The sequence below is a fragment of the Actinophytocola oryzae genome (assembly GCF_004364325.1).
Lineage (GTDB): Bacteria > Actinomycetota > Actinomycetes > Mycobacteriales > Pseudonocardiaceae > Actinophytocola > Actinophytocola oryzae.
In genome coordinates this window covers 192,876-206,266 of record NZ_SOCP01000004.1, presented here as the reverse complement: position 1 = coordinate 206,266, position 13,391 = coordinate 192,876, and the positions used below count along the sequence as shown (strand labels likewise).

General features: G+C 68.1%; 14 protein-coding genes. 5 read left to right on the top strand and 9 right to left on the bottom strand.

Annotated elements, in window-relative coordinates; all coding sequences use genetic code 11:
- Positions 1–54 precede the first annotated feature (54 nt).
- The 4 genes from CLV71_RS11885 to CLV71_RS11870 all read right to left on the bottom strand — a co-directional run bounded on the left by CLV71_RS11885 (position 55) and on the right by CLV71_RS11870 (position 4,630).
- Positions 55–1,266 carry an ABC transporter substrate-binding protein gene (locus tag CLV71_RS11885; protein ID WP_133902758.1) on the bottom strand — a complete coding sequence of 404 codons (1,212 nt, stop codon included), beginning with the start codon at positions 1,264–1,266 and terminating at the stop codon, positions 55–57.
- A 594-nt stretch (positions 1,267–1,860) separates the two neighbouring features.
- Positions 1,861–2,553, bottom strand: a complete 693-nt coding sequence (locus CLV71_RS11880; RefSeq protein ID WP_166664054.1) for a FadR/GntR family transcriptional regulator — start codon at positions 2,551–2,553, stop codon at positions 1,861–1,863.
- A gap of 97 nt (positions 2,554–2,650) precedes the next feature.
- On the bottom strand, positions 2,651–3,421 hold the full coding sequence (locus CLV71_RS11875; protein WP_133902756.1) for a DUF1295 domain-containing protein: 771 nt from the start codon (positions 3,419–3,421) through the stop codon (positions 2,651–2,653).
- Positions 3,422–4,630 carry an SAM-dependent methyltransferase gene (locus CLV71_RS11870; protein ID WP_133902755.1) on the bottom strand — a complete coding sequence of 403 codons (1,209 nt, stop codon included), beginning with the start codon at positions 4,628–4,630 and terminating at the stop codon, positions 3,422–3,424.
- 94 nt (positions 4,631–4,724) lie between these two features.
- On the opposite strand from CLV71_RS11870, the gene CLV71_RS11865 reads away from it, so the two are divergent.
- Both CLV71_RS11865 and CLV71_RS11860 read left to right on the top strand, forming a co-directional pair.
- On the top strand, positions 4,725–5,972 hold the full coding sequence (locus tag CLV71_RS11865) for an NAD(P)/FAD-dependent oxidoreductase (RefSeq protein ID WP_133902754.1): 1,248 nt from the start codon (positions 4,725–4,727) through the stop codon (positions 5,970–5,972).
- Positions 5,969–6,655, top strand: a complete 687-nt coding sequence (locus CLV71_RS11860; RefSeq protein ID WP_243866382.1) for a DUF1365 domain-containing protein — start codon at positions 5,969–5,971, stop codon at positions 6,653–6,655. The genes CLV71_RS11865 and CLV71_RS11860 overlap by 4 nt, the downstream gene beginning before the upstream one ends.
- 3 nt (positions 6,656–6,658) lie before the next feature.
- On the opposite strand, the gene CLV71_RS11855 is transcribed toward CLV71_RS11860, so the two are convergent.
- The 3 genes from CLV71_RS11855 to CLV71_RS11845 all read right to left on the bottom strand — a co-directional run bounded on the left by CLV71_RS11855 (position 6,659) and on the right by CLV71_RS11845 (position 8,567).
- On the bottom strand, positions 6,659–6,970 hold the full coding sequence (locus tag CLV71_RS11855; protein ID WP_133902753.1) for a DUF202 domain-containing protein: 312 nt from the start codon (positions 6,968–6,970) through the stop codon (positions 6,659–6,661).
- Positions 6,963–7,328, bottom strand: coding sequence for a YidH family protein (locus tag CLV71_RS11850; RefSeq protein WP_243866380.1), 366 nt, complete (start codon positions 7,326–7,328; stop codon positions 6,963–6,965). The genes CLV71_RS11855 and CLV71_RS11850 overlap by 8 nt, the downstream gene beginning before the upstream one ends.
- A gap of 393 nt (positions 7,329–7,721) precedes the next feature.
- Positions 7,722–8,567 (bottom strand): SMP-30/gluconolactonase/LRE family protein, encoded by an 846-nt coding sequence (locus tag CLV71_RS11845; protein ID WP_133902751.1) that lies wholly within the window; start codon positions 8,565–8,567, stop codon positions 7,722–7,724.
- Positions 8,568–8,590: 23 nt separating this feature from the next.
- Between CLV71_RS11845 and CLV71_RS11840 the strand changes: the two genes are divergently transcribed.
- Entirely contained in the window at positions 8,591–9,571 is a 981-nt protein-coding gene (locus CLV71_RS11840) for a LacI family DNA-binding transcriptional regulator (RefSeq protein WP_133902750.1), read from the top strand.
- A 65-nt stretch (positions 9,572–9,636) separates the two neighbouring features.
- Positions 9,637–10,140: a GNAT family N-acetyltransferase gene (locus CLV71_RS11835; RefSeq protein ID WP_133902749.1), complete on the top strand. Its 504-nt coding sequence runs from the start codon at positions 9,637–9,639 to the stop codon at positions 10,138–10,140.
- Here CLV71_RS11835 and CLV71_RS11830 read toward each other — a convergent pair.
- Both CLV71_RS11830 and CLV71_RS11825 read right to left on the bottom strand, forming a co-directional pair.
- Complete coding sequence (locus tag CLV71_RS11830; RefSeq protein WP_133902748.1) at positions 10,125–11,138, bottom strand: glycosyltransferase family protein; 1,014 nt, start codon at positions 11,136–11,138, stop codon at positions 10,125–10,127. The genes CLV71_RS11835 and CLV71_RS11830 overlap by 16 nt on opposite strands.
- A 136-nt stretch (positions 11,139–11,274) precedes the next feature.
- Entirely contained in the window at positions 11,275–12,360 is a 1,086-nt protein-coding gene (locus CLV71_RS11825) for a helix-turn-helix domain-containing protein (protein WP_133902747.1), read from the bottom strand.
- Between the two features lie 251 nt (positions 12,361–12,611).
- On the opposite strand from CLV71_RS11825, the gene CLV71_RS11820 reads away from it, so the two are divergent.
- The gene (locus tag CLV71_RS11820) at positions 12,612–13,268 is read left to right on the top strand and encodes a nucleotidyl cyclase domain-containing protein (protein ID WP_133902746.1); all 657 of its coding nucleotides are present in this window, start codon (positions 12,612–12,614) and stop codon (positions 13,266–13,268) included.
- Positions 13,269–13,391: the final 123 nt, after the last annotated feature.

Sequence of the window (13,391 nt, the reverse complement as noted above, 5' to 3'; positions counted from 1 at the left end):
GGTTCGCTCCGCTCCGCACCCCGCTGCCCCGCCTGCTTCCCTCCTGCGCCGCGCTCACTTCGTCTTCCCGCTGCCGATCTCACGGTCCCACTGCTGGAACGCGGCCACCTGCTGTTCCGCGGGGAGCGAGGTCTCCTGCGGGTTGTTCTTGATCAGGTCGTCGTACTCGTCGCGGCCGAACTTCTCGATCGCGTCCTGCGACTCCTGCGGCGCCATGTCCAGCGTCACACCCCTGACCGCGGGACCGGGGTAGAAGTAGCCCTTGTCGTAGGCCTTCGCCTGCTGGTCCTTCGTGAGCATCCACTGGATCAGCGCCAGGTCGGCGGACAGCACGTCCTCGGAGACGCCACGCGGGATCACGGCGTAGTGCGCGTCGGTGACCCAGTGGAAACCCTTGAGCGACGTGGTCTTCATGCGCTCGGGTACCGTGCCGAGCACGCGCGGGTTGATGTCCCAGCCGGTGGTCGAGGAGATCATGTTGACCGTGCCGTTGGCCAGGTTCGTCATGGTCGCCGTGGTGCCGGTCGGGTAGTAGTCGATGTACTGGCCCAGCTCCTTGAGGTAGGCCCAGGTCTTGTCCCAGCCCTTCACGGGGTCCTTGGGATCCTTGTCCTTCAACAGGTACGGCAGGCCCATGAGGAACGTCCGGCCCGGCCCCGAGTTGGCGGGCACCGCGTACTGGAACTTGCCGGGGTTCGCCTTCGCCCAGTCCAGCAGGTCGTCGGTAGTCTTCGGCGGGTCCTTCACCACGTTCGGGTCGTACTCGAACAGCGGCCCCGACGGGTAGAACGTGATGGTGATCCCCTGGTCCTGCGCGAGTTCCTGCATCTTGGCCGCGGCAGGCAGGTAGTTGTCCTCGAGCTTCGGGAAGCGGGAGGAGAAGTCCGGCAGCAGCTTGAGCACCAGGTCCTGCTCGATGACGGCGGACAGGCCGTCGGTGCCGGTGAGCACGAGGTGCGTCTGCGACTGGCCGCCCTGCTGCTCTGCCTGGAGCTTGCCCGGCATCTCGGGCGCGGTCGACTTGGTGTAGTTGACCTTGCTGACGATGTCCGGGTTCTTCTGCACGAACTCGTCGATCATGCCCTGCGTGAGCTGCAGGTTCCCGGCCACGTCGAGGATGTTCAGCTCGACGGGCTGCGACGGCTTCTCCGGCACCTTGCTGCCCTCGACCGTCGCGGGCGCCTTGGTGGTCTCCGGCGCGCCGCACGCCAGCGTGGCCACCAGCACCAGCGCCAGTCCGAGGGCTGACCTCGTTGTCCTGCGCATGCCGCTCCCTTCCTATCGCGTGCCACGCAACCGGTGGCGCAGCTGGGCCTCGTACGGGTTGGTCGGGTAGACCGCCGGCTCCGCGCCGGCCTTCAGGGGAACCCGGTACTGCGCGACGTCGACCAGGACGCGCTGACTCTCCCGAAACTTCCGGGGTTCGGACGCCGGAAGGTGCCCGACCCCTCTGGCGCCGAGACTGGTGACGCCGACGCCGATGGGGGATGTCGGGAGAGGCCGTTCGCCATACCGGTAGCCCGCATGGGAAACGTTGGGAACCAAGGGATGCGTTTCCGGTCCGGTGAGGCACTCCCGCCAGTACCGGTGCCACTGTGGAGGCTCGGTGGCGCCCGCCGCTTCGGTCGAGGCCGGCAGACAACCGCTTGCCACGGCGGTTCCGGCCACCCGGAGGAATCCACGCCGATCCATGTCCGGCAGCCTAGCGGCCAGGACCACTTGGGGAAAAGGCTTTCCTAAGTGGGTACCGACCGAAAATTTCGCACCCGCGAGCACGTTTTCGCCGCATGATCAATGCCCTTGCCGGCTCTTGATCGTGGCAGGTCATGCACAGTGGGAATGGACCGGCGGCGCGACCCGTCAGCGCCAGTCCACGACCTCACGCATGAGGCCGGGGTGACGCCGTCTGGCGTAGGCGGCGTACTCCGTCATGTGCTCACGCATCAGCCGCTCGGCCAGCACCGCGTCGCCGTCCGCGACCGCCCTCGCGATGTCGGTGTGGACGTTCAGCACCGCGGCCCGGCGGGACTTCGGGAACAGCGGTGGTGACAGCCGGTCACGCAGGATGTCGGTCATCGACTGGCCGAACAGGGTCATGACCGGGTTGCCCGACATGGCGGCCACCAGCCGGTGGAACTCGTCGACGTCGCTGGCGTACTCGTCGTCGTCGGTTCGGGAGGTGTTGGTGAACCGCGCCAGCTCGCCGACCAGCTGGGGGTCGCGGCGCTGGGCCGCGAGCGTGGCGAGGGTCGGCTCCATGATCACCCGGGCGTCGACGAGGTCGGCGAAGGTGACCCCGTCCATCTGGAAGTACAGGGTGGCCATGCGACCGAAGTTCTCGGTGTGCACCTGGTCCACCGTGGGACCACCACGCGGACCGGGCTTGATGGAGATCAGTCCGTGAACCTCGAGGATGCGTAACGCCTCACGCAGCGAGCCGCGGCCGACCCGGTACTCCTCGAGCATCTTGGCTTCCGGTGGCAGCTGTGTGCCAGGAGTCAGTTCCTCGGCGCCGATCCGGCGGACGATATCTCGCGCGATCGCCTCTGACACCTTGTCACTGCGTCTGACCGGCCTCCTGGGCGTCCCCGCGCCTGTTGCTGCCACTCGCACATGTTAGCGACATTTGACAGAACGTCCGCCATTTTGGTCAGGCTTTTTTCGGCGGCCGGGGGAAGAATCCGCTCGTGCGCTCGACATAATCGGCATACCCGGGCCTGCGGTCCCGAATCGACTTCTCGAGCATTGGTTTCCCGGAGCCCCTGGTGAGAAGGTAGGTAATCGTCGCAGGCCCCACGACCGTTACAAGCCCCGGCCAATCATGGCACGCGAGTACAAAGAGTCCCCACCAGACGCACGCGTCGCCGAAATAGTTGGGGTGTCTGGTGTAGCGCCACAGGCCGGTGTCCATCACCCGGCCCCGGTTGGCGGAATCGGCCGTGAAGCGGGCGAGCTGCGCGTCGCCGATCGCCTCGAAAGCGAACCCGACCAGCCACAACGCGACGCCGAGCGGTGCGAGCACCCACGGGCCGTCGCCGTACTGACCCACCTGTACGGGCAGCGAGACAACCCACATGAGCAGACCCTGTAAAAGGTATACCGAATACAGGGCATAGAGGTGAGGATTTCCCGAAGCACGCTCCATGAGCTCGACGTACCGCCGGTCCTCGTCCTTGTCCCGGTTGCGCCGGTGGATGTGCCACGCCAGGCGCAGCCCCCACACGGCGACGAGGGCGGTGATGAGCACCCGGCGCCACGCCGGGCCGTCCGCGAGCAGCGCGGTGATCACGCCGATCATCGCGAAACCGAGTCCCCACACCACATCCACGCCGTCGTGGCGGCGCCTGCGCACCCCGATCCCCCACGTGAGGAGCATCAGCACGAGCACCGCGGCGGCCGTCACCGCGAGGTTCACCAGCATTCACGCCACCGCGATGACGAGGTCGACACCCATACGCTTCTCCTCGAACGCCAACGCCGAACCGGCCATGTACAGCCGCCACACGCGTGCCCAGCCGAGCCCGACCCGCGCGACGACCTCGTCCCACCTCTCCTCCAGTGTGGCCGCCCACGCGTCGATCGTCCTGACGTAGTGCTCCCGCATGGCGAGCACCTCGCGGATCTCGAAGCCGGCTCCCGCCAGGTGGGCCAGGGTCCGGTGCAGTGGCCGCATGGTCATGTCCGGCGCGATGTAGGACTCGATGAACGCGCCGCCGCCCGGCGCCACCGCCCCACGTGACATCTGCTGCAGCACGAGCCGCCCGTCCTCACGCAGGTTCCGACGCAGGACCGCCACGTAGGCCGGGTAGTTCTCCTCGCCGACGTGCTCGCCCATCTCGATCGACGACACCACGTCGTAGGGCCCGTCGTCGACGTGCCGGTAGTCCTGCAGCCGCACCGTCACCAGGTGGTCCAGACCACGCTCGCGGGCGCGGCGCGTCACGAAGTTGTACTGCGCGCGGGAGATCGTCACGCCGGTGACCTCGGCGCCGTACTCGGCGGCCGCGTGCAGCACGAGCGAACCCCACCCGCAGCCCACGTCGAGCATCCGCGTGCCCGGCTTCAGCTCGAGGTTGCGGCAGACCATGTCGAGCTTCGCCCGCTGCGCCTCCTCGACCGTGGTCGCCCCGTCGGCCCACCACGCACACGAGTACGCCATGTGGTCGGCGTCGAGGATCAGCTCGTAGAAGTCGTTGCCGAGGTCGTAGTGGTGGCTGATCGCGGCCCGGTCGCGGCCGATGGCGTGCAGCCTGCCGGTGAGCCTGGCCTCCTGGACCGGAGGCCGCGGCGGCAGGCCGAGCACCCCGAGCCGGACGGCCCCTGTGGCGAGCCTCACGAACTGCGCCGGGCTCGGTCGGGACAGCGACTTGTCGCGGACCGCCGACCAGCACCGCCGCAGCCCCTCCTTGAGGTCGCCGTCCACGTCGAGGTCACCCGTCACGTAGGCGCGGGCGAGGCCCAGCTCGCCGGGCGACCAGAGCAGTCTGCGCAGCGCACGACGGTTGTTGATCACCACGGTCGGACCGGTGTCCGGACCCGCCCTCCCCCCGTCCCAGGTCCGGACACCGACCGGCAGAGCGCCGCCGAGTGCCTCCTCCAGCGCGCGAACCAGATGCAGCGCGTTACCCACCTCAGACTCCCTTCGTCACCCTGTGGAGTGGTTCGGCGCGCGACCGGGGGCGGATTGGACCCAGCCGGATGACGGTCCGCACCGAACCACCGACATGACTTCCGAGACAGTCGCCGTTATCGGCGCCGGGGTGGCCGGCCTCACCGCCGCCTACCTGCTGCAACGCCGCTATGACGTGTTCCTGTTCGAGGCGGATCCCCGGCTCGGCGGGCACGCGCACACCCACGACATCGCGGGCGAGAACGGGACGGTCGCCGTCGACAGCGGCTTCATCGTCCACAACGAGCGGACCTACCCCAACCTGCTGCGGCTGTTCGGCGAGCTGGGCGTGACCACGCGTGAGTCGGAGATGTCGATGAGCGTGCGCTGCCTCGGCTGCGGGCTGGAGTACGCGGGTGCCCGCAGGTTGCCCGGCCTGTTCCCGAGGGCCGACAACGTCGTGCGCGGCCGCTACCTGCGGATGCTGGCCGAGATCCCCCGCTACTTCCGCGACGCGCGACGGGTGCTGCGCGACGGGGACGACGACGTCACGCTGGGTGAGTTCGCGGCGGGCTACTCCCGGTACTTCACCCAGCACTTCCTGCTGCCGATGGTGTCGGCGGTGTGGTCGGCGCCAGAGGAGGTCAGCCGTGCCTACCCCGCGCGGTACCTGTTCGAGTTCCTCGCCCACCACGGTCTGCTGTCGGTCGGCGGCTCGCCGACGTGGCGGACGGTCGTCGGCGGGTCACGGGAGTACGTGGAGCGGGCCGCGAAGGACCTGACGGCCGTCCACGTCGGCACGCCGGTGCGCTCGGTCCGCCGCTTCCCCACCGGCGTGGAGATCCGCGACGACGCGGGTGCCGCCCACGTCGTGGACCGCGTGGTGCTCGCGACCCACGCCGACCAGGCACTGCACCTGCTGGCCGACGCCACGCCGGAGGAGAAGCAGGTGCTCGGCGCGTTCACCTACTCCCGCAACGAGACCTGGCTGCACACCGACGCGTCGCTGCTGCCGGAGTCGCCTGGCGCGCGGGCGTCGTGGAACTACCTCAAGCCCAGCTGCGCCGGCTCGGAGCGGGTGATCGTGAGCTACGACATGAACCGGCTGATGCGGCTCGGCGAGCCGGGCCCGTACGTGGTGACGCTGAACGCGACCGATCGCGTGGACCCGTCGTCGGTACTCGCGAGGATGACCTACGAGCACCCCGTGTACACACGGGACTCCGTTGCGGCGCAACGATCGCTGCCGAGTCTCGGCACCGGGAGGACCACGTTCGCGGGCGCGTACCACGGCTGGGGGTTCCACGAGGACGGCTGTGCGTCGGGGGTGCGGGCGGCGGCGGAGTTCGGGGTGGCCTGGTGATCCTGTACTCGGCGCGGCTGACCCACGTGCGACACCGCGCACTGTCCAGAAAGTTCACCCACTCGATGAAAACCTGGTTGGTGGACCTGGACGACATGCCGCGCTCGCGCCTGCTGGAGTTCCGTGCGGCGGACCACCTGGGGTCACCGGACCGGCCGATCCGCGAGAACCTGAACGCATGGCTTGCGACACAAGGAATTGCGGCGCCGGCCAGGGTGTCGATGCTGACGACGCCACGCACGTTCGGCTACGCGTTCAACCCGCTCACGGTGTACTGGTGCTACGACGATGAGGGGACGCCCGTCTGTGTGGTGGCAGAAGTCCACAACACGTACGGCGAGCGGCACTGCTACCTGCTCCGGCCGGACGAGCGCTGGCGGGCAGGCGTGGGCAAGGAGTTCTACGTGTCGCCGTTCCTCGAGGTGTCGGGGCACTACCGGATGCGGCTGCCGCCACCGGACGAGCGGCTCTCGCTGACCGTGGTGCTCCACCAGGACGGCGAGCCCGCGTTCACGGCGACACTGACCGGCCGCCGGGTGGGGGTGGCGCGCCCGGCACTCGTGCTCCGCGAGGCGCTTTTCCTGCTGCCCCAACGGGTACGGTTCCTGATCCAGCGACACGGCGTCACGCTGTGGCTGCGTGGGCTGCCGGTCGTGCGCAGGCAGCCGCACTTCGAGGTGTGAGCTTCAGACGGCGATGAGGAGCAACCCGAGCAGACCGACGATCACCGCGGCGAACGTCATCACGAGGGCGGGCAGGGCGTAGTCGACGGGTTGGCGGCGCGCGAGACGGCGACGGGCGCGGCGGTAGCGGTCGTGCGACCAGCCGAGTGCGCCGACGGCCAGGAGCGCGGCGGCGAGTGCGGCGCCGACGGCCCAGCCCTGGCCACGCTCGACGGCGAGACGGCCGGCGAGGAGCGCGCAGGCGACGAGCCCGAGTGCCGTCCGCACCCAGGCGAGGGAGGTGCGTTCGTTCTGGGCGCCGGGTGTCTCAGCCAAGGTTGGCGATCACCAGGAGAACGAAGATCGCCAAGGCGACGACCGCGACACCGTAGGAGAGGACGGGCGCGATCCGGGGTACGGGCAGGGACCGTCGCTCACGCATGGCTTCCTCGGCCCGAAGCCAGCGGCGGAAGGCCAACGCGCTGGTCGCGACGCCGGCGAGGACCATGAGGCCGGCGAGGATCTGTCGAAGCCCGGACACGGCGAGCGGCGGCGCGAACGCCTCCAGCCCGATGCCGCCCGCCATGAGTGCGAGCGCGGTCCGGATCCAGGCGAGAAAGGTCCGCTCGTTCGCGAAGCTGAACCGGGGATCGGGGTCCTCGCCGCGTTCCCGCAGGCGGGAGGGCCAGTTCACGAGTTGTCCACAGCAGCGGGCTTGTCCACAACCCACCGGTAACAACGAGGCCATACAGCCCCCCACCGGTAGACTGGCAAGGCGGGACGCCCCCGGGATCGGGTGGGGGCTGGGCAACGCGCGCGCGAGATTTTTCGGCTCACGGTGCGGGCTCGTCGATCAGGTGACTGGTCGTGTCCTGCCATCCGGAGCCACGCCTGGGGCGGCACTGCGCGCAGGCAACGGCCGCGGCGGCCGGCTGGTCCGCAACCACCCCGGCGACCGTCACCGGACCACCGGGCACCGACCAGACCGGTCTCACCGCTCGACAGATCAACCGTCTGGCGGCAGGAAACCGAGCCGCCGAACTGTCCGCGCCAACGGGTGCGCGAGATCATCGGGTCCTCACGCCAGTCATCCTGCCCACTCCCCCGCAGGCACGCCCGTCACACCGGCATCCAACGCGAACAGCGACCCGGCCAGCGGCTGGTCCCCGAAATCCCGCACGCCGATCCTGGCCGTCGTGAGATACAGCGTCGTACCGGCGAACGCACACGAGGTCACCCGCTGAGCCGGCACCTCGAACGTGCTGAGCAACCGCCCGTCAGGGGCGTACCGCCGCACACCCCACCCGTCCCACAACGCCACCCACAGACAACCGTCGCTGTCGACCGTCATCCCGTCCGGCCACCCCCGGTCGACGTCGACCAGCCGCCTGCGGTTGGCCAGGTCACCGGTCGACGGATCGTGGTCGAACGCGTCGACACCGCCGGTCCGCGTGTCCGTGTAGTACATCGTCGCGCCGTCCGGCGACCAGCCGAGCCCGTTCGAGACGGACACCCCGGTCGCCATCGTGTGCAGGGAGTGGTCCGGGTCCAGCCGGTACAGAGCGGCCCCGCCGTCGGTGCGGTCCAGCATCGTGCCTGCCCAGAAGCGGCCCCACGCGTCGGCCTTGCCGTCGTTGAACCGGCCGCCGGGCGGGTCGGTGTCGACCTCGTGCAGCCGCGTCCGCCTGCCACCGTCGTCCAGACACGTGTAGAGGCCGGTCTGCGTGGCCAGCACCAGCCCACCCGCCGCCCGCACCGCGACCGTGCCGACGCGCTCGCCGACCTCGAAGAACGTGTCGGTGCCCGAGGCGGGGTCGAACCGGTGGACCTCCCCGCGTTCGATGTCCACCCAGCGCAGCGTCGAACTGCGTGCGTCCCACACCGGGCCCTCACCGAGACGGGCTTCCGTACTCAACACCACGTCCACCGTCACCCCTGGACCGTATCCTGACCGACATGCGCGTGACGATCGCCGAGGTCGCCAGAAGAGCACGGGTGAGCAAGACGACCGTGTCGCGTGTGCTCAACAACAAGGGCGAGGTCGACGCCGCGACCGCCATCCGCGTCCGCGAGGTCATCGCGGCCACCGGGTACACCCCGAGCGCACGCGCGGTCGGGCTGGCGCGCGGGCGCGCGGAGACGGTCGGCATGCTGGTCCCCGGCCTGACGTGGCCGTGGATGGGCGACGTGCTGCAGGGCGTCGCGGACGTCCTCGAGGCCCGCGGCTACGGCCTGTTGCTGCACACGGTCAACCGGGGCGAGGAGTCACTGGCGAGGTTCGCCAGGCACGTGTCGGCGAGCGCGTTCGACGGCCTGCTGATGGTCGTCCCCCCGGACGTGCTCCCCTATGTCACGAGCCTGCACGAGTCGGGCCTGCCGGTGGTCATGATCGACGACCGTGGTCACCACCCGGGCTTCCCGTCCGTGGCCACGAGCAACACACGCGGCGGCGCCGACGCGGCGGCCCACCTCCGGTCGCTGGGCCGCTCCCGCCTGGCGATGGTGACGGGCCCCGGCGACTTCGGCTGCACCCAGGACCGCTCGACGGGCTTCCAGTCGGTGGCGGGCACGGTCCCCGCGGTGGAGGGCGACTTCACCCGGGACAGCGGTCAGTCGGCCGTGACGGAACTACTGGCGGGCGACGTCCCGTTCGACGGCGTGTTCGCCCACAACGACCTGATGGCGGTGGGCGTGCTCGACGGCCTACGCGCCGCGGGCCTGACGGTCCCGGACGACGTCGCGGTGATCGGGTTCGACGACATCGCCATCGCGGCCCACACACAACCGGCCCTGACGACGATTCGCCAACCGTCCAGGGAGATGGGCGAGGCGGCGGCGACACTGCTGCTCTCCCACCTGTCCGGCGGCCCCCTCCGCGACGAGCCACTGGTCATCCCGACCTCACTCGTGGTCAGGGACAGCGCCCCCGCAGCCTGAACACGATGTCCACTTTGGACTTTATGCCGAGAATGCGTGGCTTTGAGCTAATGTGACTGTAAGTCATGCGCGAGTTACACATTCGAGAAGCCCGCGAAACGGACCTGGCCGCTCTCACCGGGGAGATGGGCCAGCGACCGTTCTTCATCGACCGCCTCGAACGCCAGGCCCGCAACCACGGCGTCCTGCTGACCGCCTGGGAGGGCACCCGGCCGATCGGCGACGTGTACCTGTGGCTCGAACCGGCCGAGGAGCCGGAGATCCGCCTTCACCTGCCGAAGACGCCGCTGATCAACCACCTCGAGATCCACCCCGCCCACCGCAGGAGAGGGTACGGCACCAAGCTCGTCAGGACCGCCGAACAGAAGCTGGCGAGCCTCGGTCACCGTCGCGTCGCACTGGCCGTCGAGCAGGACAACCACGTCGCGACGCATCTGTACCGCCGGCTCGACTACGCGGACTGGCCCCACCCCCGCATCACGTGCCTCACCTTCACGGACGGCACGGCACCGAGGCAGGTCGAGATCTGTCGAGTGATGGTCAAAGAGCTCGCTCAGGAACACAGATAACGCGATCGCGACGCCAACCCGAGGTTCGACAGCACCTGCTCGACATCGGTCGAACCATGCTTGTCCTGGCACATGTCGAGATGACCACGCCAGCGCTCCCGATCCTCCTGCCACGCCGACACGTAGTCGTCGCAAAGCGTGGGTGTGATGCGGACGCACCGCGCCCTGGCCGCCTGCAGCGAATTCAGCATCTTCAGCTGCTTCCTGGTCTGCCCCTTCATCGCGGTCACCATGCGGACCACTTCCGCGATGAAGTCGCGCCGCCGTTTCAGGGACTCCGCCCAGTAGAGCTTCCCCGTGTCGGCGATGGACCCGCCCGCATCGAGGAGCCAGAAAAGCCCTTCGGCCAGACAGTCCCCCAGCTCTTCCGCCTGCGCCCGGCGCCGGTCCTCGAACGGGTCGTAGGGCCTTTGCAGCGCCCTGCCGGTCAAGGTGACTGGTCGCAGCCTCTTCTCGCCGAGCAGGAAGAACCAGTCCTCGTTGTAGATGTTGGGAAAGAATGACGAGAACAGTTCGGATCCAGCGGCGAGCGCACCGCCACCGATGAACATTCCCTGGTCACCACCCGCGTCCCGGTATGCGTGACACACGACCGAGTTGTCGGGGAAGCTCTCCGGGTCGTTCACGTCGATGGCCAGTCCCACACCGGCGTACTCCTCGGTGAGCCATGCTGCCATCCGCAGGTCCTCGTGATCGGGGATGGTGATGTCGTCATCGAGGAACACGACCCGCCGCCAGCCGTACAAACGGGCGAGGAGCAGACCGAGATTGCGTTTCTGGCTCGTGTCGGTCGTTCGGTTGAACCGGGTGGAAGTGAGAAGCTCACTGGTCTTGAAGCGCGGCAGGATGGCGGGAGGCAGGTCGGTCGCGTCGATGATGATCACCTTCGCCGGATGCTGTCGCGCGAGCTTGACGACCTCGGTGGCGATGGACCACTTGCTGCACAGCGCCACCAGGGTGCAGTGCAACTTCGCGGCCAGCTCGATCGAGTGCTTCATGGCCGGTGCCTTGCGCCCCGTGGGCACGATGATGGCGTCCAGGTCCCACGGCTGCGCGGCTACCGCCGACGCGATGGTGATGAGCTTGTCGTGGCGACCGTGGTGGTTCGCGGACTTCTCGACCAGGAGCTCGGACTCAGCGAGCGTCACTTCGCTCCGCCGGCCACTCGTGCAGACGATCCGCGGCCATGGTCCAGTCCGGCGTGATGACCACGCCGTTCACCACACGCACCCGGCTGATGATGCTGAACGTGTCCGCACCGGCGAAGCGGGTGTGGATGTAGTGGTCATTGCGTTTCCGAAACTCCTCGTCGGTGAGCGCACGCACCACACCCAGCGTCCCCCGCTGGTACATGCCGTTGCAGATGGTGATGGTCCGCTTCACGTTGAACGGGTTGGTCGAGCGGTAGAAATGCGCGACGTCCTCTCTCAGCACGTCGTGTTCACCCGACCTTCTGAGCACGGGGCTCAGCACCTCACGCTGTTCCCCTTCGCCTACCTCGAAAGCACCCGGGTTCGACTCCTCCGGCCGCTGCAGCTGTCGGACCACCAGTTCGATCTCGGGCAGCAGAATCGCGGTCACCTGGTTCCAGTCGACACCACCGAGCAGGACCAGGTGGTTCGCATACTCATCCGGGCCCATCTCACTCCCGACACGGATGTGCACACGTGCCGTGGGATTGGCCGCGCGGAGGTGTCCAAAGAGCTCGATCAACGCATCCAGGTCCGCATACTTGTACGACTCGATGAAATCCGGCATGTGCGGGTCCATGTAAGGGACCTGCACACGGTGCTTGTGAGGTAGTTCGGAAGACACGATCGTGATGTCTTCCCCCTGTGGAAACTGCCACAGGGTGCCATCGAACGGAGAGGGCGCGCCGGACGGTTCGTCGTCCGGCGTCGGGTCGGTGAGTTCAACGAGTTCAGTTAGAAGTTCGTTCCGGCGAACCCGCTCGTCCTCCGCCAAGTCCGATATGGCCAGAACTCGGTACGGAGTGGACTCGACAGACCGCTCGCTAGCGAAGAAGGTAGCGTAACTGTCCAAGCGATGCACGGGCGGCACCGTGTGATTCTCGGTATTTTCCCATGAGGAGATCAACGCCGGGCTCACACCGAGCGCCTCGCCGAGCCTGGCTTGCGTGATGTTCCGGTCAGGCCAGTGGCGAACACGCAGCGACCGCAATCGCCACGCCAGCCGGGCCCGCCCACTGATGGCCGCCACTTGACTTCACGCCCTTCAGCAAACTTCAGCAAGGCTTCAGTATAGCCCTGTCGAACGCAATTGCGTATGGCATTTGCCGCCGACTCCGTCGCAATTGTCGCAACCGTGACACCCCTCCGCACCTGGCTTGTCCAGCACGGACGGACAACTTAAGCTGCGCATGGCGATATTCCCAATGCTCTATCAAGTCGCTGAAGTTTACTGAAACCCTGGGCTCGCGGCCATTCGGTCCCCAGGGGTCGGGAGTGGTGATGAACACTTCGCTGTCAGACCTTCGACCGCCGCCGAACCAGCGGCAGCCCTATCAGCGGATGATCGTGGCCGTCGACATCGAGGGCTCCACGTCGCGGAACAACGCCCAACAAGGGCACATCCGGGACGCGATGTACCAGGCGGTCGAGAGCGCCCTGGTCGACTGCGGCATCACTCAGGAACACCGCGACGAGTTCAGCGACCGGGGCGACGGCGTGATGGTGCTGATCCGCCCGGTCGACTCGATCCCGAAGCCCTTGTTGATCAGGGCCGTCGTGCCCGCGCTCCGCGCGCGGCTCGAGGAGTACGCACGAAGGCACCCCGGCCAGCGACTGCGCCTACGTGTCGCGATCCACGCCGGTGACGTCCTGTCCGACGGCCGGGCACCCTACGGCGAGGACGTCAACCTGACCACCCGCCTGCTCGACGCGCCGGAGTTCAAGGAGCAGCTCGCCGAGTCGGCCGAACCACTCGTGCTGGTCGTCAGTGACCAGGTCTACCGGTCGGCGGTCTGCCAGGGCTACGACGGCATCGACGCCGGGGAGTTCAAGCCACTGGTGCGCGTCTGCGTCGGACACCACACCCACAGAGGATGGGTCCGGGTACCGGCGGAGACCCACAACGGGAACGTGACGCAGATCGACCGGGTCTCCTAAGCCCGCCCTCCGGGCCCCACCTGCGGTTTCGCAGCGCCCCTTGACGGTCATGTTGCCTGCTTGTTAAATGCGTCACAGGTCCGGAACCGGTTCCGGGAGCGGTTTCGGAGCCCGTGCCGGACC

Excerpts from the sequence above, each read along its gene's own strand:
- CLV71_RS11885 (WP_133902758.1), bottom strand. The coding sequence starts at position 1,266 with ATGCGCAGGACAACGAGGTCAGCCCTCGGACTGGCGCTGGTGCTGGTG.
- CLV71_RS11875 (WP_133902756.1), bottom strand. The coding sequence starts at position 3,421 with ATGCTGGTGAACCTCGCGGTGACGGCCGCCGCGGTGCTCGTGCTGATG.
- CLV71_RS11865 (WP_133902754.1), top strand. The coding sequence starts at position 4,725 with ATGACTTCCGAGACAGTCGCCGTTATCGGCGCCGGGGTGGCCGGCCTC.
- CLV71_RS11840 (WP_133902750.1), top strand. The coding sequence starts at position 8,591 with ATGCGCGTGACGATCGCCGAGGTCGCCAGAAGAGCACGGGTGAGCAAG.
- CLV71_RS11835 (WP_133902749.1), top strand. The coding sequence starts at position 9,637 with ATGCGCGAGTTACACATTCGAGAAGCCCGCGAAACGGACCTGGCCGCT.
- CLV71_RS11830 (WP_133902748.1), bottom strand. The coding sequence starts at position 11,138 with ATGAAGCACTCGATCGAGCTGGCCGCGAAGTTGCACTGCACCCTGGTG.
- CLV71_RS11820 (WP_133902746.1), top strand. The coding sequence starts at position 12,612 with ATGAACACTTCGCTGTCAGACCTTCGACCGCCGCCGAACCAGCGGCAG.